Below are 26,192 nucleotides of genomic sequence, written 5' to 3' on the forward strand. Positions count from 1 at the left end.
CGACGTGTACGAATGACCCTCAAGGCACCGCCGAAAAAACCGACCCCGTGATGCGCTCACTCAGCAATTCCAACGCACGGATACCTGCCAGTGAATTGCCAGAAGCGTTGAGCGCTGGCGACCAGACGCAGATGCTGTACCGCCCGGGGACCACTGCCACGATGCCACCGCCCACGCCACTCTTGCCCGGCAGGCCCACGCGATAGGCGAAATTGCCGGCTTCGTCGTACAGGCCGCTGGTGGCCATGATCGCGTTCACCTGCTGGGCCTGACGTGCGCTGAGCACGTGTTCACCGCTGTGGGGGCAATAGCCGCTGTTGGCCAGAAACGCAAAGCCCCGGGCCACGTCGACGCAGTTCATCGACAGCGCGCAGTGATGGAAGTAGCTGCTCAGCACGGCGTCCACGTCGTTATGAAAGTTACCAAACGCAGTCATCAGCCAGGCCATCGCGGCATTGCGCGCGCGGTGCTGGTATTCGGACTCGGCCACCACCGTGTCGCTGACGATGCGCGGGTTGCCAGCCAGGCGGCGAACGAAGTCGCGCATCGACAGGGCAGGGGTGGCGAAGCGTGACTGGTTGATGTCGCAGATGACCAGTGCGCCGGCATTGATGAACGGGTTGCGCGGACGACCCTTTTCCACCTCCAGCTGCACCAGCGAGTTGAAGGCCTGGCCCGAGGGCTCGTAGCCCAAGCGCGACCAGATGTCTTCGCCGCTATGGTTGATCGCCTGGACCAGGCTGAACACCTTGGAAATGCTCTGAATAGAGAAGGGCGTGTAGGCATCGCCTGCGCAGTGCAACTGGCCATCAAGGCCCTGCACTGCGATGCCAAGCTGGTTAGGGTCGACCTGGGCCAGGGCAGGGATGTATTGCGCGACCTGACCCTGGCTTAGCAGTGGGCGCACCTGGTCGAGAATCTCTTGCAGCATGTCTTGCATCGCGACGGCCTTGGGAAGGAGGAAGGATGGGTCTCAGACGCTGCGGCACGCCGTCAGGGCACGCCTTCTACCCACATGCCCTGGCCGAGCGTCGAAGCTTAGTGAGCCGAGTGCGGCAGTGGGGTCAGGCCGCTTTTCTCGATAGCGGCGTCCGCCTGGGCAGAGGCCATGTAATCAAGCAGCGCCTGGGCCGCCGCCCGGTGCTGGCTGTTGGCAACCACCGCACCCGAATACATCGTCATCTTTTGCCCCTCGGCCGGGATCAGCCCCACGATGTCGATGCCGGGCACCGGCTTGAGCTCGCTCAGCTGCTGGAACCCGATGGCTGCCTCACCGCGTGCGACCACCTTGCCGACGGGTTCGGCAGGGATCATATGGGCTTTGTGGGCGAAGCCTTCGCCCAGGTTCATGCTCGGGAACAGGGTCTTTGACAGGTAGACCCCGCTGGCGCTGTCGGAGTAGGCGACCGAAGGGCTATCCAGCAGCACCTGACGCAACTCGCCCATCGTGCCGATAGCCGGCTTGGGCTCGCCTTTGCGCACGGCCATGGCGATGAACGACTTGCCCAGGTCGATGCGGCTTGCCTGGTCGGCCTTGCCGTCGGCAACCAGCTTGTCCAACGCCGAGCCCACCATCAGCACCACATCGGCCGGCTCGCCACGTTTCAGCCGGTTCGGGATGGCTTGCGGGGTCTGGCCCATCGATGGCGCGGCAAGCACGTTCAGCTTTACCCCGTAGGTGTGTTCATAGGCAGGTGCAACGCCGCGGATGGCACCCATGATGCCGCCGGAGCTGAGCACGGTCAGCGTGGTGGCCTGGTCATGGGTGGGTTCTGCGGCAGAGCAGGCAAAGGTGGCGACCAGCAGTGCCGTGCAGGACAGCGTTTTCAGCATGGGATACTCCAGATAAAACGGGCAGCTTATTGGCAGCCTGGCCCGGCGCTAAATTAAGCGGCGTTAAGAATGTTTCATGCTCACCGGTTCGGCCATTTCTCCAGCAGGATCGACACGAACTTCTCTGCCGCCGGCGACAGCGAGGCGCCGCGGCGGTAGACCAGACCCAAGGTGCGGGTCACCTCCGGCTCGATCAACGGCACGCTTACCAGGGTCGGGTGGTCTGCACTGGGCATGGCCAGGCTAGGCATGGCCGAGACGCCAAGGCCGGCCTCGACCATGCCCAACGACGTGGACAGGTGCTGCACTTCGTAGAACCATTTCGGCCGCAGGTTCAGCCCGGCCAGGGCGTGGTCGAGCAGCATGCGGTTGCCGCTCAATCGACCCACGCCGATCAAACGGTAGTCGGCAAGCTCGGTCCAGGTCACCGCATCGCGGTTCGCTAGAGGGTGATCGCGCCGGCAGGCCAGCACGAAGTGCTCCTGCACCAACGACACGAACTCGATGTCCGGGTGCTGGCCGCTCATCATGTTGATGCCAAAATCGGCTTCACCCCGCAGCACGGCCTCCAGGCCATCATTGGCGCTCAGGTCCAACAGACGAATGCGGATCTTGGGGTATTGGTCGTTGTAGTCGCGGATCACGGACGGCAGGAAATAGAACGCTGCAGTCGGGATACAGGCCAGCGTCACCTGCCCGGTCTGACGCTCGGCCAACTCCCGGATACTGAGAATCGAATCCTCGAAGTCGTCCAGCAAGCGCCTGGCCTTGGGCAGAAAATCACGGCCCACGCTGGTCAGGCTGACGCGGCGCGTAGTGCGCTCCAGCAGCGACGTGCCCAGACCTTCTTCTAGCTTCTTGATCCGTCGACTCAGAGCCGGTTGGGACAGGTGTAATACCTCGGCAGCCTCGTGAAAGCTCCCAAGTTCGGCGATTTTGACGAAAGATCGTATGTCTTGAAGCTCATATTCCACCAGTCACCTCCTCACCAAAAATGCCTATTATTGTTTTGTGAAACGGAATAATCACTACGATATTTGCATTGGAATGATTTATCCATCCCTGTCACTCTTTTGCTCACGGCATCAATGATGTCCATTGATCAACAAGAGTGCGAAATCATGCAACGAATTCCTTGCGTACTCATGCGCGGCGGCACCTCCAAGGGGCCGTTTTTCCATGCGTGGGACTTGCCTGCCAATGTGGTCGAGCGCGATGAATTGCTCATCGACCTGATGGGGTCCGGTCATGAGCTGGAAATCGACGGTATCGGTGGCGGCAGCCCGCAGACCAGCAAGGTCGCGATCATCAGCCCGTCGCTGCATGCCGACGCCGACGTCGATTACCTGTTCGTGCAGGTGATGGTCGCCCAGCGCCGCGTGGACACTGCGCCCAACTGCGGCAACATGCTGTGCGCGGTCGGCCCCTTCGCCATCGAGCAGGGGCTGGTCAAGGGCCAGGAAGGCAAGACCTTGGTGCGCATCCGTAACCTGAACACTGGCACCTTCGTCAACTCGCTGGTGGAAACCCCAGGTGGCATCGTGCGCTATGAAGGGCGTACCGCCATCGATGGCGTGCCGGGCACCGCCGCGCCGGTGCACCTGACCTTCCTCGATGCGGTTGGCAGCAAGACCGGCAAGCTCTTTCCTACCGGGCAAGCCAAGGATGTGATCGATGGCGTGCCGATGACCTGTATCGACATGGCCATGCCCATGATGGTCATCCAGGCCAGTGACCTGGGCATGACCGGCGCCGAAACGCCCGACGAGCTCGACGCCAACGGCCCTCTGCTCAAGCGCCTTGAAGCGCTGCGGCTCAAAGCCGGCAAGGCCATGGGCCTGGGCGATGTCAGCGGCATGGTGATACCCAAGCCAGTGCTGGTGTCCAAGCCGCGCTACGACGGCACGCTCCAGGTGCGCTACTTCATGCCGCACAATTGCCACCGTGCCCTGGCGATCACGGGTGCTGTAGGGCTGGCCACTGCCTGTGTCAGCCCTGGCAGCGTCATTGTGGATCTGCTGGGTGAACACGCCCTGGAATTGAGCCAGGTTCGCCTTGAGCATCCAAGCGGTGGCATCGACGTCGCGTTGTCACGCAGCGGCGCCGATGGCAAGACCTTGCAAGCCTCGGTGGTACGTACTGCCCGGCGGCTGTTTTCAGGATTCGTCTACGCGCCTACCTTGCGCAGGTTGGCTGGCTAGCCACCTGCATGGATTGACCGCGGCACCTTGCAACAAGCGCATCCGCACAATATGAACAATGGGTGATGCCTCATGAAACTTGCCAAATCGCTGTACTTCCAGATCCTCTGCGCCGTCCTGCTGGGTGTAGTGGTCGGTCACTTCTGGGCGCAACAGGCCGTTGCGCTCAAACCTCTGGGCGATGCCTTCATCAAGCTGGTCAAGATGATGATCGCGCCCGTGGTGTTCTGCACCATCGTCACCGGTATAGCCGGCATGACCGACAAGCGCTCGCTCGGGCGCCTGATGAGCAAGACACTGCTGCTGTTCCTGGGGCTGACCATCGTCAGCCTGATCATCGGCCTGGCCGCGGTGTACCTGTTCAAGCCAGGGGTCGGCATGAACATCGACCCGGCCACCCTGAGCACCGAAGGGTTGACCCAGTTCACCGCCTCGGCCGCCAAGCTGGGCGTGGTGGACTTCTTCATGCACATCATCCCGGACACCTTCATGGGGGCGTTCAACAAGGGTGAAGTGCTGCCGGTGCTGTTCATCGCCGTGCTCAGCGGGTTCGCGCTGTCGTCCATGGGCGAGAAGGGCAAGCCGGTGCTGGATGTGCTGGAAGCGGTCTCGACCATGGTGTTCCGCATCTTCGGCTACCTCATGCGTTTCGCACCGGTCGGTGCGTTCGGGGCCCTGGCGTTCACGGTCGGGCAGTACGGCGTGACCTCGCTGGGGTCGCTCGCCAAGCTGATCGGCACGCTCTACATCGCCTGTGCGTTCTTCGTGCTGGTCGTGCTGGGCGGCATCTGCCGCGCCCATGGTTTCAGCCTGTGGAAGCTGCTGCGCTATTTCCGCGAAGAGTTCCTGGTGGTACTGGGCACTTCTTCCACGGAACCGGTGTTGCCGCGCATGCTGGAGAAGCTGGAAAAGCTTGGCTGCAAGAAGGGGGTCGTTGGCCTGGTACTGCCCACCGGCTACTCGTTCAACCTCGACGGCACGGCGATCTACTTGTCTTTGGCCGCCGTGTTCATTGCCCAGGCCTGCAACATCGACCTGAGCCTGGGCCAGGTGGTGACCATGCTGGCGATCATGCTGCTGTCGTCAAAAGGCGCAGCGGGCGTGACCGGCAGCGGCTTCGTGGCCTTGGCTTCGACCCTGACCGTTGTCCATGACATTCCGCTGGCAGGCCTGGCCCTGCTGATCGGTATCGACCGCTTCATGTCCGAAGCCCGCGCTCTCACGAGCCTTGCCAGCAATGCCGTGGCCACCGTGGTGGTGTCGATTTCCGAGAATGCGTGTGACAAGCAGGTTCTGCTCAGTCGCCTCAATGGCGAGCCTGTGGTCGAGCAGGCACCGGCCACGGTAGGCCCCGACGCCGCCTGGGTCGCCAAGCCAGGCCACCACGGCTAAGACGTCCGCTACACCCTGAACTCAAAACGCAGCAACCCGCGTGCAGGAACGCGCGCGGGTAGGGGGCTCGTCTGCGCCATCGGCGGCCCAACCCGGATAAAAACAAGAGAGAAAAGCCATGCTCGCACTCCTGGGCTTGATCATGGTGGTGACGTTCACCTACCTGATCATGAGCAAACGCCTGTCCCCGATCGTCGCCTTGACGGTCGTACCGATCGTCTTCGCGCTGGTGGGGGGCTTTGCGCCTGACCTTGGCAAGATGATGCTCGACGGGCTGAAAATGGTGGCCCCGTCGGCCGCCTTGCTGCTGTTCGCCATCCTGTTTTTCGGCTTGATGATCGATGCCGGCCTGTTCGACCCTCTGATCCGTAAGATCCTCAAGCGCGTCAACGGCGACCCCATCAAGATCGCCATTGGCACTGCATTGCTGTCGCTGCTAGTGGCACTGGACGGTGACGGTACCACCACCTACATGATCACCTGCGCCGCCATGCTGCCCTTGTACAAGCGCATCGGCATGAACCCGATGATCCTGGCAACGGTGTCGATGCTGTCGTTGAGCATCATGAGTGGCATGAGCCCCTGGGGCGGGCCTGCCACCCGTGCCATCGCAGCGCTTGGGCTCGATGCCACCGACTACTTCATTCCCATGCTGCCCACAGTGATCGGTGGGGCTGCCTGGGTGGTGTTCACCGCCTACTTGCTCGGGCGTGCCGAGCGACGCCGCATCGGCAACGTGGCCCTGGAGTCCGGCGGCGGCAATTGCTACATCAAGGAAATCCTGGGTGACACGCCCCACAAGCGTCCGCGTCTGGCCTACGTGAACCTGGTGCTGGTCATTGTGGTCATGACCGCACTGGTGCTGGGCCTGATGCACGCGGCGATCCTGTTCATGATCGGTTTCGTTGCCGCCTTGATGATCAACTACCCGCAACTGGAACTGCAGAAAGAACGCATCCTGGCCCATTCGGGCAACGCCATGACCGTGGTGCTGCTGGTGTTCGCCGCTGGTATCTTCGCCGGCATCTTCTCGGGCACCAAGATGGTCGATGCCCTGGCGCAAACCCTCGTGGACTGGATCCCGGAAGCCTGGAGCCACTGGTTCCCGCTGGTGGTGGCGCTGACCAGCATGCCGCTTACCTTCGTGCTGTCCAACGATGCGTACTATTTCGGGGTGGTGCCGATCCTGGCCAATGCTGCCGCCGCCTATGGCATCGACCCCGTTGAAATCGCCCGCGCCTCGGTGCTTGGTCAGCCGGTGCACTTGATGAGCCCGTTGGTCGCCTCGACCCTGCTGCTGGTGGGCATGGTGGACAAGGACATCGGCGACTTCCAGAAGGCCACGGTGAAGTGGGCAGTGCTCACTTCGCTGGTCATCACCGCCTTGGCGGTGTTGACCGGTGCGTTGTCGTTCTTCGTCTGAATGGTGCGGGCGTCAGGCGCCCGCCATCGCTGACACCCCAAAAACAACAATAGAGTACCGATCATGTCCTTGACCCTCGTGCGAGGGGCCACGTGTGGCCTGCTCTGCGGCTGCCTGCCTGTGGCCGGCGCTACTGGCTTCATCGATGACAGCAAGCTCAAGTTGCAAATGCGCAATGTCTATTTCAACGAAAACTTTCGCGACGAACAGGGCATGAGCCCCCGCGCCGCAGCCACCGCCAAGAGCGAGCGTACCGAGTGGGCGCAGGGCTTCTTGCTCGATTATCAGTCGGGTTACACCCCCGGTACCCTCGGCGTGGGGCTCGATGCACTGGGCTTGTTGGGCGTGCGCCTGGATTCGGGGCGTGGCCGCAGTGGCACGGGCCTGTTGCCTGTGCATGACGACGGCCGGGCCGCCGACGCGTTCGCCAGTGCGGGCGGTACCTTCAAGGCGCGTGTTGGCCAGAACGTCGTCAGGCATGGCACCTTGTTGCCCAAGACCCCAGTGCTGGTGCACAACGATGCTCGCTTGATGCCGCAAACCTACCAGGGTACGCAGGTCACCAGTGCCGCAATCGATAACCTGAACCTCACGGCAGGGCACCTGACCCGTTTCAAACAGCGCGATTCTTCGAACAGCACCGGCCTGTACCTGGACGGCTACAGTGGCGGCGAAGCCGGAGACTTCAGCTTCGCCGGCGCCGACTACACCGTCAGCAAACAGCTGCGCCTGAGCTACTATCACGGTCAGCTCGAGCATTTCTATCGTCAGGACTTCGCCGGGGTGATTCACGACCATGCGCTGGCTGGCGGTGTCCTGACCACGGACCTGCGCTATTTCAAAAGCAAAAGCACCGGTGCGGCCTACGGTGGCCCGATCGACAATGACATGCTCAGCGGGCAAATCGCCTACACGCATTCCGGCCACACGTTCGGTGCAGGTTATCAAGCGCTCAATGGCGAAGCGGGGCTGCCGTACATCAGCGGGGCGACGGTGTATTCATTCAGCAACGTGGGCATTGGCAAGTTCATCGAAGAAGATGAAAAGACCTGGATGGCGAGCTATGTCTACAATTTCGCAGCGGCCGGGGTGCCGGGGTTGACCTTCATGACCCGCTACCTGAGCGGCGATAACGGCCGTTCTGGCGCGGCGGGTCTGAGCGAGTGGGAGCGCGATGCAGAGCTTGCGTATGTCGTGCAATCAGGCCCCGCCAAAGGGCTTGGCGTTAAGCTGCGCAACTACGTGTACCGCTCGGACGTTGCGCGTGGCCGTGACAGCAATCGGCTGTACCTGACGTACGATATCGCGCTGTGGTGAGGTCGCGAGCATCAAGACGCGTGCGCTGGCAACCGTTTCACGCCCACAGCCCCAGCATGATCAATACGGCCATGCCCAGCGCGGCAGCAAAGGAGCAACCACCCAGCGCCAGGGCAGCGCGACCCTTGCGATACCAGCCATCGCGGCCCAGGGCCAGTGCAGGCTCGTACAAGCTGCGCCAGCACAGCTCGGTGGCGTGGAACGCCTGCAGGTGGTTGGGCGAGGCGTCCAGCCAGCGACGAAAGTCGATACGCTCGCATGCGGTGACGTCCGGGCTCTGCAAACGCACATACCACTGTGCTGCCTGGCGCGTCGGGGCATCGGGGCGGGGCTGGACGGCGAGCAACGCCTGCACCATGAGACGCTCGACACTGCGTAGCGGCAAGCCAAGACGTGTGGCGACCCTGGCCTGGGCCAACTGATCGAGACGGCTTAGCAGAAACACCTGGCGCACAGCGCGTGGCAGGCGCTTGAGTGCGAGCAACAGGGCAGCATCGCTATCGGCAGCGTGCTTGGGTAAGGGCGTGGGGAGGCGCAAGAGCATGCGGGTCATGAGCAGTTCCTTGCTGAAGCGAGCATCTGGGAGAGTATCCGTGACGCTGAGCTTAAGCTGAACGAGATTGATTCTCAAGTGCTGAACCGGCAAACTTTTGTAATGGCCGTTCACCCTTGGAAACACTTTTGCTACCATCGCCGCCATCACGATCTTCATTAGCCTGAAGAGCCAAAAAAAAGACCCAGCAAAAAGCTGGGTCAAAAACCGTGATTAGCCTGATGAGGAGATAATCCTAGAGCGACCTAAGCTCAGGGTTATCCAGCGGATCTCGCGATCAGCTGAGTGCAATAATAATCGTTATCATTTGCCAGTCAAATGATTTTTTTATACATGACGGTAGAATACCTACCGCTGCGCTTCCTTGTCCCCCAAACCAGGGCCTTGGCTTCACACGCCATGCGCCAACTTTGACCCCTCGCATTCTCCACTACCTGCCTCAATCGGCGGGGTCTGCCGTGCGCTGGTGTTCCAGCAGCGCGCGAGCCATGTCCATCATGTGCATCAACGCAAACATCAGTTCTCGCTGGCTACCATGCTGGTGGGTGGCGGTTTCCTGGGCGGTTGCCGCCGCACAGCGCAGCAGGGCGATGGCGTGCTCCTGGGCTTGATCGCGTGTGACGCCCTCGTGAAGCGTCCAGATCCTGTTTTCGGGCGTGGGACGCGGCGGGTTGGGGTTCAGGTAATAATCAAGCGCGCGGCGGGCGGCTTCGCTGTCGAGATCTGTTTCGTCGTTTTTCGGATGTTTCATTGCGATACCTTCCAGGTTCTCGTCAAACACAATGAACTCAGAGCATAGGTCAATTTGTATTTTCTAGCGCCAAATAAATAATTCAGATTGTGTATTGCTGCTTCCAATACAGTCCGTATTGTTGCCGCTCATGGAAAACTGGAATGCATTTCTCAAGCGCTACAAGCGCGAACACAACCTCAGCCAGTTGAAACTGGCCGAGCGCCTGGGCATGACGCAGGGTGGGGTAGGGCACTGGCTTCGCGGCACGCGCCGCCCTACGTTGGAGACCATCAACGAAAAACTGGAAAAGCTCGGGCTGGTCTTTCTGGAGGCGCAGGTCATGGTGGTCGAGCGCGACCTCGTGCGTGAATCTCCCGGCAATTACGGCGCTGAGCCGCCTGTTTCCGCACAGGCCCTGCTTTATGCGAGCTTCCGCTTTCCAGTGCTCAAGTGGGCGGACTTGCAGGGCCCCTTGCCTGAAACCAGTGAGGTACATGAGCAGACCGACTACATGCCTGCGGGCAATGCATTCTGGCTTGCCGTGGAAAACGACTCGATGAACGCCGCCAGCGGCAAGAGCGTGCCGGAAGGCATGCGTGTGCTGGTCGACACCAGCTTGCCAGCCGAGCCCGGCCGGTTGGTGATTGCCCGCCAGCCTGGCAAAGCGCCTGTGCTACGCCAGTTGGTCGAAGAAGGCGGTGACAAGATGCTCAAGCCGTTGAACACCCGTTACCCCACGGTGCTGTGCGAAACCGGCTGCGAGTTCCTGGGGGTGGTGGTGCGGGTACACGGCGCGTTCTGAGGCCACGTGGCCCGAGCGGTGAGGCAAGGGCCGCAGGCCGTCGGGCACCGCGACCCCGAGGCGCTCAAGATTCCAGCTCGACCAATGCTGCCCCTTCGCTGACCATGTCGCCTTCCTGGCACAACAAGGCTTTGACCGTGGTGGCCTTGGGGGCCCGAATGCTGTGCTCCATTTTCATGGCTTCCAGCACCACCAGCGGCGCACCCGCTTCTACCGCCTGGCCTACCTCTACCAAGACTCGCACGATGCTGCCGTTCATGGGAGCGGTCAGGCCGCCTTGGTGGGCAAGGTCGATGGCCGCTTCGGTAACCGGGTCGAATGCCTCGAAGGTGTGGAGCTCTCCGTCCCAGTGCAGATACAGGCTGGCGCCTCTGCGAATGGCCAGGTGGCGAGTGCGCAGGCCTGACTGCTCCCGCATCAGCCAATCGCCTTGCAGGCCCCACAGGCCTTGGGACGTCTGGTTGAGCGTAATGACCTGATCATGGCCGTTGCGGGTCAGATGCACAGTCGTCGAGGTGCCCGCCCCCAGGCGCAGCCCGTCTCGTTGGGCCCATGGGGAGTGGGGGTCATCCAAACGTGTGCGGGGCGGTTCGCTTTGCAACCACGCCTGGGCTGCAGCCTCCCAGCCCTCATCCGACAAGGCCTGCGCGGTGGGCAACAGCACATCCTGATGACGCGGGATGAAGCCGGTATCCAGCTCGGCTGCTGCGAATGCAGGATGGGCCAGGATGCGTCGAAGGAAGGCGATGTTGGTTTTGACACCGCCTACCGCGAACTCATCCAGCATGGCCAGCAAACGCAGGCGAGCCTGTTCCCGGTCTTCGCCCCAGGCGATCAGTTTGCCCAGCATCGGGTCGTAGAAGGGCGACACCGTATCGCCTTCGCTCACACCGCTGTCCACGCGCCGGCCTGCACCGCAAGCCGGTTCCCGGTACAGCGTCAGGGTGCCAGTGGCCGGCAAGAAGTCATTGGCAGGGTCTTCGGCGTACAGCCGCACTTCGATGGCATGACCGTTGAGCGGGACCTGGTCCTGAGTGATGGGCAGGGGCTCACCGCAGGCCACACGAATCTGCCAGGCCACCAAGTCCAGGCCGGTGATGGCCTCGGTGACGGGATGCTCCACTTGCAGGCGCGTGTTCATTTCCATGAAAAAGAACTCGCCACGGGCGTCGAGCAAGAACTCCACGGTGCCGGCCCCAACATAGCCAATCGCTTGGGCCGCCCGTACTGCCGCCTCGCCCATGGCGCGGCGCAGATTTGCCGAAAGGCCTGGGGCAGGGGCTTCCTCGACCACCTTCTGATGACGGCGCTGGATCGAGCAGTCGCGCTCGTTGAGGTACAGACAGTGACCGTGGCGATCGGCGAAAATCTGGATCTCCACATGGCGCGGCTTCAAGACGTACTTTTCCACCAGCATCCGCGCATCGCCAAATGATGACAGGGCTTCGCGTTGCGCCGACGCCAGGGCGTCGGCCAATTGGCTTTCGTCCTCGACCACCTTCATGCCCTTGCCACCACCCCCGGCGCTGGCCTTGAGCAAGACCGGGTAGCCCACGTGCCGGGCGGCTTGCCTGAAGGTCTCCAGGTCCTGTGCCTGGCCGTGATAGCCCGGCACCAGCGGCACGCCTGCGGCCTCCATCAAGGCCTTGGCTGCCGACTTGCTGCCCATGGCGTCGATGGCTGACGCTGGCGGGCCCAGAAACATCAAGCCAGCGGCTTCGACTGCGCGGGCAAAGTCTGCGTTTTCCGAAAGAAAGCCATAGCCCGGGTGAATGGCCTGGGCACCGCTGGCCTTGGCCGCCGCCACCAGCTTGTCGATTTGCAGGTAACTGTCTGCCGCCTTGTTGCCACCCAGGTCCACGCACACATCGGCTTCGCGGCTGTGCCGGGCATTACGGTCGATGGCGCTGTGCACGGCCACCGTGGTCAGGCCCATGGCCTTGGCGGTGCGCATCACCCTGCAGGCGATTTCGCCGCGGTTGGCCACCAGCAACGTTGTCAATGGCGGGCGGTTCATGGGTGTGGCTCCTTGTTCGCATTGGCTTGCCAGGCAGGTTGGCGTTTTTCCAGAAACGCCCGCAGGCCTTCCTGGCCCTCGGCGCTTACACGAATGCGCGCGATGGCGTTCTCACAATAACGACGCAGGCCGGGGCTCAAGGCACCGCCATCGACCTCGCGCAGCAGCTCCTTGGTCGCGCGCATCGCCTGGGGGCTGTTGGCTAAAAGGGTTTCAACCCACTGACCCACGTTGGCCTCCAATTGGCTGGCCGGGTACACCTCGGCCAACAACCCAAGCGCCTGGGCCTGCGCCCCGCTGAAGCGCTCTGCCGTAAGTGCATAACGGCGGGCTGCGCGCTCGCCGATGGCCTTGACCACGAAGGGGCTGATGACCGCCGGCGCCAGGCCAATGCGTACCTCCGACAGGCACAGCTGGGCGTCTTCGGCGCCAATGGCCATGTCGCAGCAACTGATCAGGCCCAGGGCACCGCCGAATGCGGCGCCCTGAACCACCGCCAAGGTCGGCACCTTGATGCGGTGCAGTGCATACATCAACTCGCCCAGCTCGCGTGCGTCATCCAGGTTGGTGTTGAAGTCCAGCTGCGCCGACTGCTGCATCCACGCAAGGTCGGCCCCGGCACTGAAATGCCGCCCCCGCCCGCGCAGCAACACGAAGCGTATGCCCGCGTCATCGGCCAGCTGCCCCAGGGCAATGTTCAGCTCGCGGATCATCAAGGCATTGAAGGCGTTGTGCTTGTCCTCGCGGCTGAGCCACAAGGTGGCGAAGCCACGTGGGTCGTGGCTCACTTCTACCGTAGTGAAATCGCTCATGGGGTCACATCCTGAATATGCCGAAGCGGCTCGGTTCGATCGGTGCGTTCAGCGCAGCGGACAAGGCCAGGCCCAGAACATCGCGGGTCTGCGCCGGGTCGATGACGCCGTCATCCCACAGGCGGGCGCTGGAATAGTACGGGTGGCCCTGATGCTCGTACTGATCGAGGATCGGCTGCCTGAGCCTGGCCTCGTCCTCGGCGCCAAACGGCTCGCCGCTGCGCTCGCTCTGCTCGCGCTTGACCTGCACCAGCACGCCGGCAGCCTGTTCGGCGCCCATCACCCCGATGCGCGCATTGGGCCACATCCAGAGAAAGCGCGGGTCGTAGGCGCGCCCGCACATGCCGTAGTTACCGGCGCCGAAACTGCCGCCAATGATGACCGTGAACTTGGGCACCTGCGCGCAGGCCACGGCCGTGACCAACTTGGCGCCATGCTTGGCGATGCCGCCTTCTTCGTACTTCTTGCCCACCATGAACCCCGTGATGTTCTGCAGGAACAGCAACGGGATACCGCGCTGGCAAGCCAGTTCGATGAAGTGCGCGCCTTTTTGCGCAGCCTCGGCAAACAGGATGCCGTTATTGGCCAGGATGGCGATCGGGTAGCCGTGCAGGTGAGCGAAACCGCACACCAGGGTCGTTCCGAACAGGGCCTTGAATTCATCGAAGACCGAGCCATCGACCAGCCGTGCGATGACTTCGCGTACATCGAAAGGCTGCTTGGCGTCAGCCGGAATCACGCCGTAGAGCTCTTGCGCTGGATACAAGGGCGCAACCGGTGGTATGCATTGCACGGCGCCGAGCTTGCGCCAGTTGAGATTGGCCACGCAGCGCCTGGCCAGCGCCAGGGCATGCTCGTCATTGTCGGCGTAATGGTCGGCTACACCGCTGGTACGGCAATGTACATCGGCGCCGCCCAGCGCCTCGGCGCTCACCACCTCGCCCGTGGCAGCCTTCACCAGCGGTGGACCGGCAAGGAAGATGGTGGCCTGCTGGCGCACCATGATCGCCTCGTCCGCCATCGCCGGCACATAGGCGCCGCCTGCGGTGCATGACCCCATTACCACGGCAATCTGGGCGATGCCCAGTGCGCTCATGTTGGCCTGGTTGAAGAAAATCCGCCCGAAGTGTTCACGATCGGGAAACACCTCGTCCTGACGCGGCAAGTTGGCGCCGCCCGAATCCACCAGGTAGATGCATGGGAGGCGGTTCTGCAAGGCGATGGTCTGCGCTCGCAGGTGCTTTTTCACCGTCAACGGGTAATAGGAGCCACCTTTGACCGTGGCGTCGTTGGCCACGATCATGCATTCCACGCCTTCCACGCGCCCGATCCCGGCGATCAGGCCGGCTGCCGGAACGTCTTCGCCATAGACCTGGTGTGCAGCCAACTGACCGATCTCGAGAAAGGCAGAACCGGCATCGAGCAGACGGTCGATTCGCTCGCGGGGCAACAGTTTGCCTCGCGAGGTGTGCCGCTCCTGCGCCTTGGCGCCGCCGCCTTGGGCTACCTGGGCAAGCAGTTCACGCAGGTTGTCCACCTGGGCCTGCATGGCCGCCTGGCACTGGGCGAATTCGGGTGACCTGGGGTTCACTTGGGATTTCAGAATCATCATGACTCCTGGTGCAGTGGCGCGCCCTTGGCGCGGCCCTGCAAGGTTGGCCAGTGTGGCCACGGCTGGCGTGATGAGCCTGCCGTGGCGCCAGCGCGTTCAGCGGGTCTCGTTGAACAACTCGCGGCCGATCAGCATTCGGCGAATTTCGCTGGTGCCGGCGCCGATTTCGTACAGCTTGGCATCGCGCAACAAGCGACCTGCGGGGAATTCGTTGATGTAGCCGTTACCGCCAAGAATCTGGATCGCTTCCAAGGCCATCTGCGTGGCGCGCTCGGCGGTGTAGAGAATCACCCCGGCCGCATCCTTGCGCGTGGTCTCGCCGCGGTCGCAGGCCTGGGCCACGGCATACAGGTAGGCGCGGCTGGCATTGAGCTGGGTGTACATGTCGGCGACCTTGCCCTGGATCAGCTGGAACTCGCCGATGCTTTGCCCGAACTGCTTGCGGTCATGAATGTACGGCACCACCAGGTCCATGCAACTCTGCATGATGCCGGTCGGGCCGCCGGATAGCACCACGCGTTCGTAGTCCAGGCCGCTCATCAACACCCGTACGCCGCCATTGAGTTGACCGAGGATGTTGTCCTGGGGCACGTGCACGTCATCGAAGAACAGCTCGCAGGTGTTCGAGCCACGCATGCCCAGTTTGTCGAACTTGTTGCTGCGGCTAAAGCCTGCCCACTCGCGCTCGACGATGAACGCAGTGATGCCATGGGGGCCCTTTTCCAGATCGGTCTTGGCGTAGATGACGTAGGTGTTGGCATCGGGTCCGTTGGTGATCCACGTCTTGCTGCCGTTGAGCACATAGTGGTCGCCGCGCTTGTCGGCGCGCAGTTTCATCGACACCACGTCCGACCCGGCATTGGGTTCGCTCATTGCCAGGGCGCCGACGTGCTCGCCGCTGACCAGCTTGGGCAGGTATTTGGCCTTTTGCGCGGGCGTGCCGTTGCGGTTGATCTGGTTGACGCACAAATTGGAGTGGGCGCCGTAGGACAGCGCGACCGAGGCCGAGGCGCGGCTGATCTCCTCCATCGCCACCACGTGGGCGAGATAACCCAGGCCTGCGCCACCGTATTCTTCCGGCACGGTGATGCCGAGCAGGCCCATGTCGCCGAATTTGCGCCACATGTCGGCAGGGAACAGGTTGTCGTGGTCGATCTGCGCGGCGCGAGGGGCGAGCTCGGCGGCGGCGAAGGTGCGCACCTGGTCGCGAAGCATGTCGATGGTCTCGCCCAGGGCGAAGTTCAGGCTGGGGTAATGCATGCGGGGGCACCTTGTTGTTCTTGAAATGGGATCACGCCGCTAGCGGCAAGCTTACCTGGGCAGGCGGCTGACGCCGACAACGTGCGTTGCTGCCTATCACCTTTACGTAAACGTAAACCTGCCCCTGCTTTTTTGTCAATTTATCCATCACCTTTACGTAAACGTAAATCTGAGCCAAAGTGATTGGCGCGCGCTTGGCCCCTATCCAGAACAATCAAAAGAAGGGACGCACATGACTCAACCCAGCTATACCCGCGGTCGCCAGGACCGCACTTTGCTTACCCAAACCATCGGCCAGGCCTTCGACGCTACAGTAGCGCGCCTGCACGAGCAGGAAGCGTTGGTGGCTCGGCACCAGCGCCTGCGCTACAGCTGGCGGCAACTGGCAGAGCAGGTTGAGTCGTGTGCTCGAGCGCTGATGGCCCTTGGGATCGAAACCGGTGACCGCGTGGGCATCTGGTCACCCAACTGCGCGCAATGGTGCATTCTCCAGGTGGCAACCGCCAAGTTGGGTGCCATCCTGGTCAACGTCAACCCGGCTTACCGTGTGGGCGAGCTTGAATACGTGCTGCGCCAGTCAGGGTGCAGTTGGCTGGTCTGTGCCGATGCGTTCAAGCATTCCGATTACCACGCCATGATCCAGGCCTTAGTGCCCGAATTGGCTACCGCCGCACCCGGTCAGGTCACCAGTGCCTCGCTGCCTGCCTTGCGCGGGGTGATAAGCCTGGCCAACGACCCGCCTGTTGGCTTCCTGCCGTGGGAGGCACTGGCCACTTGGGGCGCGTCCGTCAGCCGCGAGGCGTGCACCGCCCGGCAGAACAGCCTTCATTTCGACCAACCGGTGAACATTCAGTACACCTCCGGCACCACTGGCGCGCCCAAGGGCGCTACCCTCAGCCATTACAACATCCTGAACAACGGCTTCATGGTCGGCGCCAGCCTGGGCTTGACTGAACGCGACCGCATGGTGATCCCGGTGCCCCTGTACCACTGTTTCGGTATGGTCATGGGCAACCTGGGCTGCATCACCCATGGCACTACCATGATCTACCCAAGCGACGCCTTCGATGCCGAGTTGGCCTTGCGCGCCGTGGCCGAGGAGCGTGGCACCATTCTGTACGGCGTGCCCACCATGTTCATTGCCATGCTCGACCATCCGGCTCGCCAGCACGTGGACCTGTCGTCCTTGCGCAGCGGCATCATGGCAGGCGCCACTTGCCCGATCGAGGTGATGCGCAGGGTCATCGACCAGATGCACATGGCCCAGGTGCAGATCGCCTATGGCATGACCGAAACCAGCCCGGTGTCATTGCAAACCGGGCCGGATGACGTGCTGGAACTGCGCGTCACCACAGTGGGCCGTACCCAGCCGCAGCTGGAAAGCAAGATCATCGACCCGCAGGGCGGCACGGTTGCACGCGGTCAGACCGGTGAGCTGTGCACGCGCGGCTACAGCGTGATGCTGGGTTACTGGGATAACCCCCAGGCGACAGCCAGCGCCATCGACGCGGCCGGATGGATGCACACCGGTGACCTGGCGGTGATGGACGAGGCGGGGTATGTGCGTATCGTCGGGCGCAACAAGGACATGATCATTCGCGGTGGCGAGAACATCTACCCACGTGAAATAGAGGAGTTCTTCTATACCCACCCGGCGGTGGCCGATGCCCAGGTCATTGGTATCCCGTGCAGCCGCTATGGCGAGGATATCGTCGCCTGGATCAAGCTGCATCCGGGTCACCAGGCTACTGCAGAGGCACTGCAGGCCTGGTGCAAGTCCCGTATCGCCCACTACAAGGTGCCCCGCCATATTCGCTTCGTCGATGAATTTCCCATGACGGTGACGGGCAAGGTGCAGAAGTTCAAAATGCGAGAAATCAGCATGGCGGAACTGGGGCAGATCACCTAGATCCTTCAGTGATGTGCCCCAGGGGTGATCCCTCACCTCGACTGCGATGCTCGCCAAATTGCCTCGGCCAGTTGAGCGACAGATGTTATCGACTCAGGCTTGAAACCGAAATCGAAATCGTCCTTCATCTGGCCAATGGCGCGCCTGAAGGCGTCCTTATCGAGTGTCTTCAGAACTGTCGCAGGATTAGGATCCTTGATGCCTGCCTCCTGGAGACACTCGATGACATAGGCTTCGTATTCATTTCGCTCGCTGTGGCTCATACCGTCAAGCGTCATATCCGTAACTCCTGAATCACAAAGGTGACTCATGATCGGAACAACGCGGCCGATGCGCCACTGGCAAAACTGACAGTTTTCGACTTCAGTCGCCCGCCTTTATCGGGGGTTCCTGGCTGGGTGGATCACCCACGGTTGGCGGAACCGTCGGCTGAATCGGCAGCTCATCCGGATCACGCTCAGGCTCCGGGGGCGGGAGGTTGGGATCGTCAATGTTCGGATCGGGCGTTTCCGGGGGCGTTGGGAGCGTCATGGCCATGCCTCGTGGGGTTGAGTGAACCTGTCCTGCAGCGTTCGACCGCTGGTGCCGTGAATCAATTCATTTTTGAACCCAGACTCGGTCGCCGCGCTCTCAACCCTTACCGCCACCAGTCCCAGGGAGCAAGGCCTGATGTCTTTGAACGAGCCCTTCGAAAGCGTGCCCACGGCAAACGATCATCCGGAGCAGGTCATCAGCCTGTCCCAGGCCTTGATGGCACCGCGTATCGCCATCGAGGACACCCAGCCGGTGCTAGATGGCGGCGCCTTTGCCGCCAAGGCCATCAGCAATCAGCCGGTTTCGGTCAGCACCAAAGTATTCACTGACGGCCATGACCGCATGGCCGTGGTGTTGAACTGGCGTCAGGCCGGTAGCCGACGCATTCATTGTGTGCCCATGACCTCGCCTGGCAATGACCTGTGGCTGGCAGAATTCACCCCGACTGAAATCGGGCCGCATGTGTTCAGCATCGAAGCCTGGATCGATCCGTATGCCACGTACTGCTACGACCTGGAGAAGAAGTTCAATGCCGGTGTCGGCGTAAAGCTTGAGCTTGAGGAAGGGCGTTTGCTGCTGGGCAAGGGCATCGAATTGAGCAGCGGCGCTCTGCGCGAGCAATTACAGGCGCTGCAAAGCACCTTGCAGACGCTGCCCGAGGACGAACAAGTGGCCCTGCTGCTGGGCGCCGAGGCGTCGCAGATGATGGCTGCCGCCGAGCACCGCAGCTACCTGACTCGCAGTTGCGACTACCCGCTGGATGTGGACCGCCCGGCCGCGCAATTCGCCAGCTGGTATGAGCTGTTCCCCCGTTCGATCACCGATGATCCCCAGCGCCACGGTACCTTCAATGATGTGCACCAGCGCCTGCCGATGATTCGCGACATGGGCTTCGACGTGTTGTATTTCCCGCCCATCCACCCCATCGGCATGCAGCATAGAAAGGGCCGGAACAATGCTTTGCAGGCACAGCCGGGCGACCCTGGCAGCCCTTACGCAATTGGCAGTGCCGACGGTGGGCACGATGCGATCCACCCCGAACTCGGCACGCGTGAAGATTTCCGCCGCTTGGTGTCGGCCGCAGCCCAGCATGGTCTGGAAATCGCCCTGGACTTCGCCATCCAATGCTCCCAGGACCACCCTTGGCTCCAAGCGCATCCAGGCTGGTTCAGCTGGCGCCCGGACGGGACCATCCGCTACGCCGAGAACCCGCCGAAAAAGTACCAGGACATCGTCAATGTCGATTTCTACGCACCCGACGCCGTACCTGGGCTGTGGATTGCACTGCGCGATGTGATCATCGGTTGGGTGGAGGAGGGCGTGAAGACGTTCCGGGTGGACAACCCGCATACCAAACCCCTGCCGTTCTGGCAGTGGCTGATCGCCAATGTACGCAGCCAATACCCGGACGTGTTGTTCCTGGCCGAGGCGTTCACCAAGCCCGCCATGATGGTGCGCTTGGGCAAGGTCGGCTATGCGCAGAGCTACACTTACTTCACCTGGCGCAACACCAAGCAGGAGCTGAGCGAGTATTTCGAAACGCTCAACCAGCCCCCATGGAGCCAGTGCTACCGGCCGAACTTCTTCGTCAACACCCCAGACATCAACCCGTTCTTCCTCCAGCAGAACGGCCGCGCAGGCTTCCTCATCCGGGCCGCGCTGGCCACCATGGGGTCGGGCTTGTGGGGCATGTATTCGGGGTTCGAGTTGTGCGAAGCGGCAGGGCTGCCGGGCAAGGAAGAGTACCTGGACTCGGAGAAGTACGAGATCCGCCCGCGTGACTTCACCCAGCCGGGCAACATCATTGCCGAGATCGCCCAGCTCAACCGTATCCGCCGGCAGAACCCGGCCTTGCAGAGCCACCTGGGCCTGACGCTGCTCAATTGCTGGAACGACAACATTCTGTATTTCGCCAAGCGCACGCCTGCGCGTGACAATTACATCCTCATCGCCGTCAGCCTCGACCCGCATAATGCCCAGGAAGCCCATTTCGAACTGCCATTGTGGGAGCTGGGCCTTGATGACGGTGCCGAGACGCACGGCGAGGACCTGATGAACGGTCATCGCTGGTCGTGGTACGGCAAGACCCAGTTCATGCGCATCGAGCCTTGGCACCAGCCTTTCGGTATCTGGCGAATCAGTAAAGTCAGCTGAGCCTGGCGGAGAGCGGGCCCGCCTGCTCTCTGACGGTTTTTTACCGATCAAGCATTCAGAGGAATGGTACATGGCCAAGCGTACCCGCCCGGCAGCCTTCATTGACGACCCGCTGTGGTACAAGGATGCGGTGATTTACCAGTTGCACATCAAGTCGTTCTTCGATGCCAACAATGACGGTATCGGTGACTTCGCCGGGTTGATCAGCAAGCTCGACTACATCGCCGACCTGGGCGTCAACACCTTGTGGCTGCTGCCGTTCTATCCCTCGCCCCGACGCGACGACGGCTACGATATCGCCGAGTACAAGGCAGTGCATCCAGACTACGGCACCCTCGCCGACGCCCGCCGCTTCATTGCCGAGGCGCACAAACGCGGGCTGCGGGTGATTACCGAACTGGTCATCAACCACACCAGCGACCAGCACCCGTGGTTTCAACGTGCCCGCCATGCCAAGCGTGGCAGCAAGGCCCGCGACTTCTACGTGTGGTCCGATGACGACCACAAGTACGACGGCACCCGCATCATCTTCCTCGATACCGAGAAATCCAACTGGACCTGGGACCCGGTGGCAGGCCAGTACTTCTGGCACCGCTTCTACTCCCATCAGCCGGATTTGAATTTCGACAATCCGCAGGTGCTCAAGGCCGTGATCGGCGTGATGCGCTTCTGGCTGGACCTGGGTGTCGATGGCTTGCGGCTTGACGCCATCCCGTACCTGATCGAGCGCGACGGTACCAACAACGAGAACCTGCCCGAAACCCATGATGTGCTCAAGGCGATCCGGGCCGAGATCGATGCCAATTACCCTGATCGCATGTTGCTCGCCGAGGCCAACCAGTGGCCGGAGGATACCCGCCCTTACTTTGGCGAAGGCGACGGGGACGAATGTCACATGGCGTTCCATTTTCCGCTGATGCCACGCATGTACATGGCGCTTGCCATGGAAGATCGCTTTCCCATCACCGACATCCTGCGCCAGACCCCGGAGATTCCGGCCAACTGCCAGTGGGCCATCTTCCTGCGCAACCACGATGAGCTCACCTTGGAGATGGTCACCGACCGCGAGCGCGACTACCTCTGGAACTACTACGCCGAGGACCGCCGCGCCCGGATCAACCTAGGCATCCGGCGCCGCTTGGCGCCGCTGCTGCAACGCGACCGGCGCAGGATCGAGCTGCTCACCAGCCTGCTGCTCTCGATGCCAGGTACGCCAACGCTGTATTACGGCGATGAGCTGGGCATGGGCGACAACATCTACCTGGGCGATCGCGACGGCGTGCGCACGCCCATGCAGTGGTCGCCTGACCGCAACGGCGGCTTCTCCCGGGCCGACCCGCAGCGGCTGGTGCTGCCACCGATCATGGACCCGCTCTATGGCTACCAGACGGTCAACGTCGAAGCACAGAGCCACGATCCTCATTCATTGCTGAACTGGACGCGTCGCCTGCTCGCCGTGCGCAAGCAGCAAAAAGCCTTCGGCCGTGGCACGCTGCGCACGCTGACACCCAGCAACCGACGCATCCTTGCCTACATCCGGGAATTCACCGACGCCGATGGCCACACCGAGGTGATTCTCTGTGTCGCCAACGTGTCCCGGGCGGCCCAGGCTGCGGAACTGGATTTGTCCCAGTACGCCGACAAGGTCCCCGTGGAAATGATCGGCGGCAGCGCCTTCCCGCCCATCGGGCAGTTGCCGTTCCTGCTGACCTTGCCGCCTTATGGCTTCTACTGGTTCGTGCTGGCTGCCCACGACCGCATGCCCAGCTGGCACAACCAGCCTACTGAGGGGTTACCGGAATTGACCACATTAGTGCTACGCAAACGTCTTGAAGAGCTGCTCGAGTCGCCTTCACGCGACGCCTTGCAGTCCACCATCCTGCCCCAGTATTTGCCCAAGCGACGCTGGTTCGCGGGTAAGGAAGGGCCTGTCGATCAGGTCGACCTGAGCTATGGCGTGCGCATGGCCACGGCCGGTATGCCCGTGCTGTTCAGTGAAATCGAGGTGACCAGCGACGGGGTGACCAGCCGCTACCAGCTACCGTTCGGCTTGCTGCCCGAAGAGCAAATCAGCACGGCTCTGCCGCAGCAGTTGGCCTTGTCGCGCGTGCGACGGGCCAATGAGGTGGGCCTGATCACCGATGCCTTCGTCCTCGAACCCTTCATTCGTGCGGTGCTCAAGGCCTGCCAGGAGGGCGTGCGCCTGACCTGCGGGAACGATCAGGGCGAACTGCATTTCAATCACACCGAGCAGCTGGCTGGCCTGGCACTGGGCGATGACAGCTCGGTGCGCTACCTGAGCGCCGAGCAGTCCAACAGTTCGGTAGTGGTGGGCGATTCGGTGGTGCTCAAGTTGATCCGGCGTGTCAACGCAGGCATTCACCCAGAGCTTGAAATGAGCGCTTATCTCACCGCTGCGGGCTTCGCCAATATCTCGCCGTTGCTGGCCTGGGTCAGTCGCGAGGATGCCCAAGGCGCGCCACACCTGTTGATGATTGCCCAGGGCTATCTGAGTAATCAGGGCGATGCCTGGGCCTGGTCCCAGAACACCTTGGAGCGCGCCATTCGCGACCAGATGCAGCCCTCCAGTGCCGAAGGCGAACCCCATACCGACGCGGTCAGCGAACTGCGCGACTTCGCTTCTTTGCTGGGTCAGCGCCTGGGCGAGATGCATCTGATGCTCGCCGCACCTACCGAGGACCAGGCCTTCGCGCCTTATCCCAGCACTGACGCTGACAGCGAGCGGTGGAGTGCGCAGATCAGCACGGAGCTGACCCACGCGCTGGATCTGCTGGTGCAGCACCGTGACAAACTCGACCCTGAAAGCCAGGCGTTGGTCGATGACTTGCAGCAGCAGCGCGACGGGCTCGCCCAACGCGTGGCAGAACTTGCACGGCAGGCGCAGGGTGGGCTGTTGATGCGCGTGCATGGCGACCTTCACCTGGGCCAAGTGCTGGTGGTGCAAGGCGATGCCTACCTGATCGACTTTGAGGGGGAACCGTCCCGACCACTGGAAGAGCGCCGGGCGAAGCACAGCCCGTACAAAGATGTCAGCGGTGTGTTGCGCTCTTTCGACTATGCTGCTGCGATGATCCTGCGCAGCGCGTCTACGATGGACCTTTCCGAGCCGGCGCGACAAGCTCGGCAGCGGGTGGCACGACAGTACCTTCACCAGTCCCGGCATGCGTTCATCGAGGCTTATGGCCTGGCCACCGCGGCCATGCCCCACGCCTGGGAGCAAGCCGAAGGCGAGCGTGCGGCACTTGAGCTGTTCTGCCTGGAAAAAGCGGCATACGAAATAACTTATGAAGCCGAAAATCGTCCAAGCTGGCTGGCCGTGCCTTTGCATGGCCTGCATGGACTGATCAGTACCTGGGGAGAGTCAGAATGAACGTTTCAACGCGTGAAAACGGCGGGCTTGGGCAACGGGACCTGGATGCCCTGGCGCGCGCCGAGCACGCCGATCCTTTTGCGGTACTGGGGCCTCACACCGATCCAGCAGGGGGCATGACCATTCGTGCCTACCTGCCCAATGCCCTGGGCGCCCGCGTGCTGGCGCGCGACGACCAGCGCGTGCTGGCCGACATGCGGCCAGGTGCATTGCCTGGCCTGTTCACCGCGCACCTGAACGAAGCGCATCCCTATCAGTTGCACATCAACTGGGCCGGCGGCGAGCAAGTCACGGAAGACCCCTACAGCTTCGGCCCGCAGCTGGGCGACATCGACCTGCACCTGTTCGCCGAGGGCAATCACCGGGACCTGGCAGGGCGCTTCGGTGCCCAACCGGCACAGGTCGACGGGGTGGATGGGGTGTGCTTTTCGGTCTGGGCACCCAATGCGCGCCGGGTATCGGTCGTGGGCGAGTTCAACAACTGGGACGGCCGTCGGCACCCGATGCGCCTGCGCCACGGTGCCGGTGTCTGGGAGCTGTTCATTCCACGTCTGGGTGTGGGTGAAACCTACAAGTTCGAGGTGCTGGGCAAGGACGGGATCCTGCCGCTCAAAGCAGACCCGTTGGCCCGTGCTACCGAGTTGCCGCCCAGCACCGCGTCCAAGGTGGCGGGGGCGCTTGGGCATGAATGGCGCGATCAGCAGTGGATGGACGAGCGCGCCCAGCGCCACGCCTATACCGCCCCATTGTCCATCTACGAGCTGCACCCAGGGTCGTGGCGCTGCGAGCTGGATGAAGCCGGCGAAGTGGGGCGTTTCTACAATTGGCGCGAGTTGGCCGAGCGCCTGGTGCCTTACGTGCAGGAGCTGGGCTTCACCCATATCGAGCTGCTGCCGATCATGGAACACCCATTCGGCGGCTCGTGGGGCTACCAGCCGCTCTCGATGTTCGCCCCCACGTCGCGCTACGGCACGGCAGAGGACTTTGCCGCCTTCATCGACGCCTGCCACCAGGCCCGCATCGGCGTGATCCTGGACTGGGTGCCGGCGCATTTCCCCACGGACGAACACGGCCTGGCGCGCTTTGACGGAACGGCCCTCTACGAGTACGACAACCCGTTCGAAGGCTATCACCAGGACTGGAACACGCTGATCTACAACCTCGGGCGTAACGAGGTGCGGGGTTTCATGATGGCCTCGGCGCTTCACTGGCTCAAACATTTCCACATCGACGGGCTGCGGGTAGATGCCGTGGCATCGATGCTGTACCGCGACTACTCACGCAAGGCCGGAGAGTGGGTACCCAACCGCCACGGCGGGCGTGAGAACCTGGAAGCCATCGACTTCATCCGCCACCTCAACGGCGTGGCGGCGCATGAAGCGCCGGGTGCCTTGATCATTGCCGAGGAATCGACTGCCTGGCCTGGCGTGAGCAAGCCAACCGAAGAGGGTGGCCTGGGCTTCCACTACAAGTGGAACATGGGCTGGATGCATGACTCGCTCAGCTACATCCAGAACGACCCGGTGCACCGTACGCATCACCACAACGAGATGAGCTTCAGCCTGGTGTACGCCTACTCTGAGCACTTCATCCTGCCCATTTCCCATGACGAGGTGGTGCACGGCAAGCGCTCGTTGATCGACAAGATGCCGGGCGATCGCTGGCAGAAGTTCGCCAACCTGCGAGCTTACCTGGCCTTCATGTGGATGCACCCTGGCAAGAAATTGCTGTTCATGGGCTGCGAGTTCGGCCAATGGCGCGAATGGAATCATGATCACCAGTTGGACTGGTACCTGCTGCAGTATCCCGAGCACCAGGGCGTACAGCGCCTGGTAGGCGACCTGAACCGCCTGTACCGTGACGTGCCGGCCCTGCATGAGCAGGACTGCAAGCCCGAAGGCTTCCAGTGGTTGATCGGGGATGACGCGCAGAACAGCGTATTCGCCTGGCTGCGGTGGAGCAGCGCGGGTGAGCCGGTGCTTGTGGTTGCCAACTTCACCCCGGTGGTGCGCGAGGCTTACCGCATCGGTGTGCCGTTCGGGGAACAATGGCAGGAACTGCTCAACAGCGATGCTGAAGCCTATGCGGGCTCCAATGTGGGCAACATGGGCGCGGTCGCCACGCAGCAGACCCCTTGCCATGGTCAGCCCTTGTCGCTGACGCTGAACCTTCCGCCGCTGGCGATACTGGTACTCAAGCCAGTCTGATCGCCAACCACCCGCGGGCGTCCTGCCCGCGGGTGAATTCAG

At 62.3% G+C, this 26,192-nt stretch carries 19 protein-coding genes; 9 read left to right on the plus strand and 10 right to left on the minus strand.

Translation table 11 applies throughout. The annotated features are described in order from the left end of the window. Positions 1-19: 19 nt before the first annotated feature. From glsB to FH041_RS03365, 3 genes are all read right to left on the minus strand, one after another. Positions 20-940 carry a glutaminase B gene (gene glsB / locus FH041_RS03355; RefSeq protein WP_023534785.1) on the minus strand — a complete coding sequence of 307 codons (921 nt, stop codon included), beginning with the start codon at positions 938-940 and terminating at the stop codon, positions 20-22. A gap of 98 nt (positions 941-1,038) precedes the next feature. Next, positions 1,039-1,833, minus strand: coding sequence for a substrate-binding domain-containing protein (locus FH041_RS03360; RefSeq protein ID WP_027916236.1), 795 nt, complete (start codon positions 1,831-1,833; stop codon positions 1,039-1,041). A gap of 80 nt (positions 1,834-1,913) precedes the next feature. Then, positions 1,914-2,807 carry a LysR family transcriptional regulator gene (locus tag FH041_RS03365; protein WP_027916235.1) on the minus strand — a complete coding sequence of 298 codons (894 nt, stop codon included), beginning with the start codon at positions 2,805-2,807 and terminating at the stop codon, positions 1,914-1,916. 147 nt (positions 2,808-2,954) lie between these two features. Here FH041_RS03365 and FH041_RS03370 point away from each other — a divergent pair, with 147 nt between their 5' ends. The 4 genes from FH041_RS03370 (at position 2,955) to FH041_RS03385 (ending at position 8,166) form a co-directional block, all read left to right on the plus strand. Next, positions 2,955-4,034 (plus strand): 4-oxalomesaconate tautomerase, encoded by a 1,080-nt coding sequence (locus tag FH041_RS03370; protein WP_027916234.1) that lies wholly within the window; start codon positions 2,955-2,957, stop codon positions 4,032-4,034. Between the two features lie 72 nt (positions 4,035-4,106). Next, on the plus strand, positions 4,107-5,426 hold the full coding sequence (gene dctA / locus FH041_RS03375; protein ID WP_027916233.1) for a C4-dicarboxylate transporter DctA: 1,320 nt from the start codon (positions 4,107-4,109) through the stop codon (positions 5,424-5,426). A gap of 118 nt (positions 5,427-5,544) precedes the next feature. Further along, positions 5,545-6,849 (plus strand): CitMHS family transporter, encoded by a 1,305-nt coding sequence (locus tag FH041_RS03380; RefSeq protein ID WP_027916232.1) that lies wholly within the window; start codon positions 5,545-5,547, stop codon positions 6,847-6,849. Positions 6,850-6,912: 63 nt separating this feature from the next. Further along, positions 6,913-8,166, plus strand: a complete 1,254-nt coding sequence (locus FH041_RS03385) for an OprD family porin (RefSeq protein WP_104926340.1) — start codon at positions 6,913-6,915, stop codon at positions 8,164-8,166. Positions 8,167-8,203: 37 nt separating this feature from the next. Here FH041_RS03385 and FH041_RS03390 read toward each other — a convergent pair whose 3' ends face one another. Both FH041_RS03390 and FH041_RS03395 read right to left on the minus strand, forming a co-directional pair. After that, positions 8,204-8,719, minus strand: a complete 516-nt coding sequence (locus tag FH041_RS03390) for a DUF4880 domain-containing protein (RefSeq protein WP_027916230.1) — start codon at positions 8,717-8,719, stop codon at positions 8,204-8,206. Positions 8,720-9,158: 439 nt separating this feature from the next. Continuing rightward, on the minus strand, positions 9,159-9,470 hold the full coding sequence (locus tag FH041_RS03395) for a DUF6124 family protein (RefSeq protein ID WP_027916229.1): 312 nt from the start codon (positions 9,468-9,470) through the stop codon (positions 9,159-9,161). 130 nt (positions 9,471-9,600) lie between these two features. Between FH041_RS03395 and FH041_RS03400 the strand changes: the two genes are divergently transcribed. Beyond that, a complete protein-coding gene (locus FH041_RS03400) occupies positions 9,601-10,254 on the plus strand; it encodes a LexA family transcriptional regulator (RefSeq protein ID WP_140174179.1) in 654 nt (217 codons plus the stop codon). 64 nt (positions 10,255-10,318) lie between these two features. Here the strand turns inward: FH041_RS03400 and FH041_RS03405 are convergent, their stop codons facing one another. From FH041_RS03405 to FH041_RS03420, 4 genes are all read right to left on the minus strand, one after another. Next, on the minus strand, positions 10,319-12,271 hold the full coding sequence (locus FH041_RS03405) for an acetyl/propionyl/methylcrotonyl-CoA carboxylase subunit alpha (RefSeq protein WP_088523354.1): 1,953 nt from the start codon (positions 12,269-12,271) through the stop codon (positions 10,319-10,321). Then, positions 12,268-13,083, minus strand: a complete 816-nt coding sequence (locus FH041_RS03410) for a gamma-carboxygeranoyl-CoA hydratase (protein WP_088523353.1) — start codon at positions 13,081-13,083, stop codon at positions 12,268-12,270. Before FH041_RS03410 ends, FH041_RS03405 begins: the two co-directional genes overlap by 4 nt. 4 nt (positions 13,084-13,087) lie before the next feature. Further along, positions 13,088-14,695, minus strand: a complete 1,608-nt coding sequence (locus tag FH041_RS03415) for a carboxyl transferase domain-containing protein (protein WP_132578221.1) — start codon at positions 14,693-14,695, stop codon at positions 13,088-13,090. 96 nt (positions 14,696-14,791) lie between these two features. Beyond that, positions 14,792-15,955 (minus strand): isovaleryl-CoA dehydrogenase, encoded by a 1,164-nt coding sequence (locus tag FH041_RS03420; protein WP_023534776.1) that lies wholly within the window; start codon positions 15,953-15,955, stop codon positions 14,792-14,794. 232 nt (positions 15,956-16,187) lie between these two features. On the opposite strand from FH041_RS03420, the gene FH041_RS03425 reads away from it, so the two are divergent. Beyond that, positions 16,188-17,864: an AMP-binding protein gene (locus FH041_RS03425; RefSeq protein WP_088523352.1), complete on the plus strand. Its 1,677-nt coding sequence runs from the start codon at positions 16,188-16,190 to the stop codon at positions 17,862-17,864. 32 nt (positions 17,865-17,896) lie between these two features. Here the strand turns inward: FH041_RS03425 and FH041_RS03430 are convergent, their stop codons facing one another. Continuing rightward, positions 17,897-18,142, minus strand: a complete 246-nt coding sequence (locus FH041_RS03430; protein ID WP_088523351.1) for a hypothetical protein — start codon at positions 18,140-18,142, stop codon at positions 17,897-17,899. Positions 18,143-18,533: 391 nt separating this feature from the next. Here FH041_RS03430 and FH041_RS03435 point away from each other — a divergent pair, with 391 nt between their 5' ends. From FH041_RS03435 to glgB, 3 genes are all read left to right on the plus strand, one after another. Further along, positions 18,534-20,552 carry an alpha-1,4-glucan--maltose-1-phosphate maltosyltransferase gene (locus FH041_RS03435; RefSeq protein WP_140174180.1) on the plus strand — a complete coding sequence of 673 codons (2,019 nt, stop codon included), beginning with the start codon at positions 18,534-18,536 and terminating at the stop codon, positions 20,550-20,552. Positions 20,553-20,622: 70 nt separating this feature from the next. After that, positions 20,623-23,943 (plus strand): maltose alpha-D-glucosyltransferase, encoded by a 3,321-nt coding sequence (treS, locus tag FH041_RS03440; protein WP_088523350.1) that lies wholly within the window; start codon positions 20,623-20,625, stop codon positions 23,941-23,943. Next, positions 23,940-26,150 (plus strand): 1,4-alpha-glucan branching protein GlgB, encoded by a 2,211-nt coding sequence (gene glgB, locus FH041_RS03445; RefSeq protein ID WP_028686553.1) that lies wholly within the window; start codon positions 23,940-23,942, stop codon positions 26,148-26,150. The genes treS and glgB overlap by 4 nt, the downstream gene beginning before the upstream one ends. Positions 26,151-26,192 lie beyond the last annotated feature (42 nt).

The sequence above is a fragment of the Pseudomonas sp. SWI7 genome, assembly GCF_006351945.1.
Lineage (GTDB): Bacteria > Pseudomonadota > Gammaproteobacteria > Pseudomonadales > Pseudomonadaceae > Aquipseudomonas > Aquipseudomonas fulva.

What these genes read in the sequence shown, in the direction of transcription:
- treS (WP_088523350.1), top strand. Translation starts at nt 20,623, where the DNA reads ATGGCCAAGCGTACCCGCCCGGCAGCCTTCATTGACGACCCGCTGTGG.
- glsB (WP_023534785.1), bottom strand. Translation starts at nt 940, where the DNA reads ATGCAAGACATGCTGCAAGAGATTCTCGACCAGGTGCGCCCACTGCTA.
- FH041_RS03360 (WP_027916236.1), bottom strand. Translation starts at nt 1,833, where the DNA reads ATGCTGAAAACGCTGTCCTGCACGGCACTGCTGGTCGCCACCTTTGCC.
- glgB (WP_028686553.1), top strand. Translation starts at nt 23,940, where the DNA reads ATGAACGTTTCAACGCGTGAAAACGGCGGGCTTGGGCAACGGGACCTG.
- FH041_RS03430 (WP_088523351.1), bottom strand. Translation starts at nt 18,142, where the DNA reads ATGACGCTTGACGGTATGAGCCACAGCGAGCGAAATGAATACGAAGCC.
- FH041_RS03395 (WP_027916229.1), bottom strand. Translation starts at nt 9,470, where the DNA reads ATGAAACATCCGAAAAACGACGAAACAGATCTCGACAGCGAAGCCGCC.
- FH041_RS03390 (WP_027916230.1), bottom strand. Translation starts at nt 8,719, where the DNA reads ATGACCCGCATGCTCTTGCGCCTCCCCACGCCCTTACCCAAGCACGCT.
- FH041_RS03405 (WP_088523354.1), bottom strand. Translation starts at nt 12,271, where the DNA reads ATGAACCGCCCGCCATTGACAACGTTGCTGGTGGCCAACCGCGGCGAA.
- FH041_RS03370 (WP_027916234.1), top strand. Translation starts at nt 2,955, where the DNA reads ATGCAACGAATTCCTTGCGTACTCATGCGCGGCGGCACCTCCAAGGGG.
- FH041_RS03380 (WP_027916232.1), top strand. Translation starts at nt 5,545, where the DNA reads ATGCTCGCACTCCTGGGCTTGATCATGGTGGTGACGTTCACCTACCTG.
- FH041_RS03400 (WP_140174179.1), top strand. Translation starts at nt 9,601, where the DNA reads ATGGAAAACTGGAATGCATTTCTCAAGCGCTACAAGCGCGAACACAAC.
- FH041_RS03420 (WP_023534776.1), bottom strand. Translation starts at nt 15,955, where the DNA reads ATGCATTACCCCAGCCTGAACTTCGCCCTGGGCGAGACCATCGACATG.
- FH041_RS03385 (WP_104926340.1), top strand. Translation starts at nt 6,913, where the DNA reads ATGTCCTTGACCCTCGTGCGAGGGGCCACGTGTGGCCTGCTCTGCGGC.
- dctA (WP_027916233.1), top strand. Translation starts at nt 4,107, where the DNA reads ATGAAACTTGCCAAATCGCTGTACTTCCAGATCCTCTGCGCCGTCCTG.
- FH041_RS03435 (WP_140174180.1), top strand. Translation starts at nt 18,534, where the DNA reads ATGTCTTTGAACGAGCCCTTCGAAAGCGTGCCCACGGCAAACGATCAT.
- FH041_RS03415 (WP_132578221.1), bottom strand. Translation starts at nt 14,695, where the DNA reads ATGATGATTCTGAAATCCCAAGTGAACCCCAGGTCACCCGAATTCGCC.
- FH041_RS03425 (WP_088523352.1), top strand. Translation starts at nt 16,188, where the DNA reads ATGACTCAACCCAGCTATACCCGCGGTCGCCAGGACCGCACTTTGCTT.
- FH041_RS03410 (WP_088523353.1), bottom strand. Translation starts at nt 13,083, where the DNA reads ATGAGCGATTTCACTACGGTAGAAGTGAGCCACGACCCACGTGGCTTC.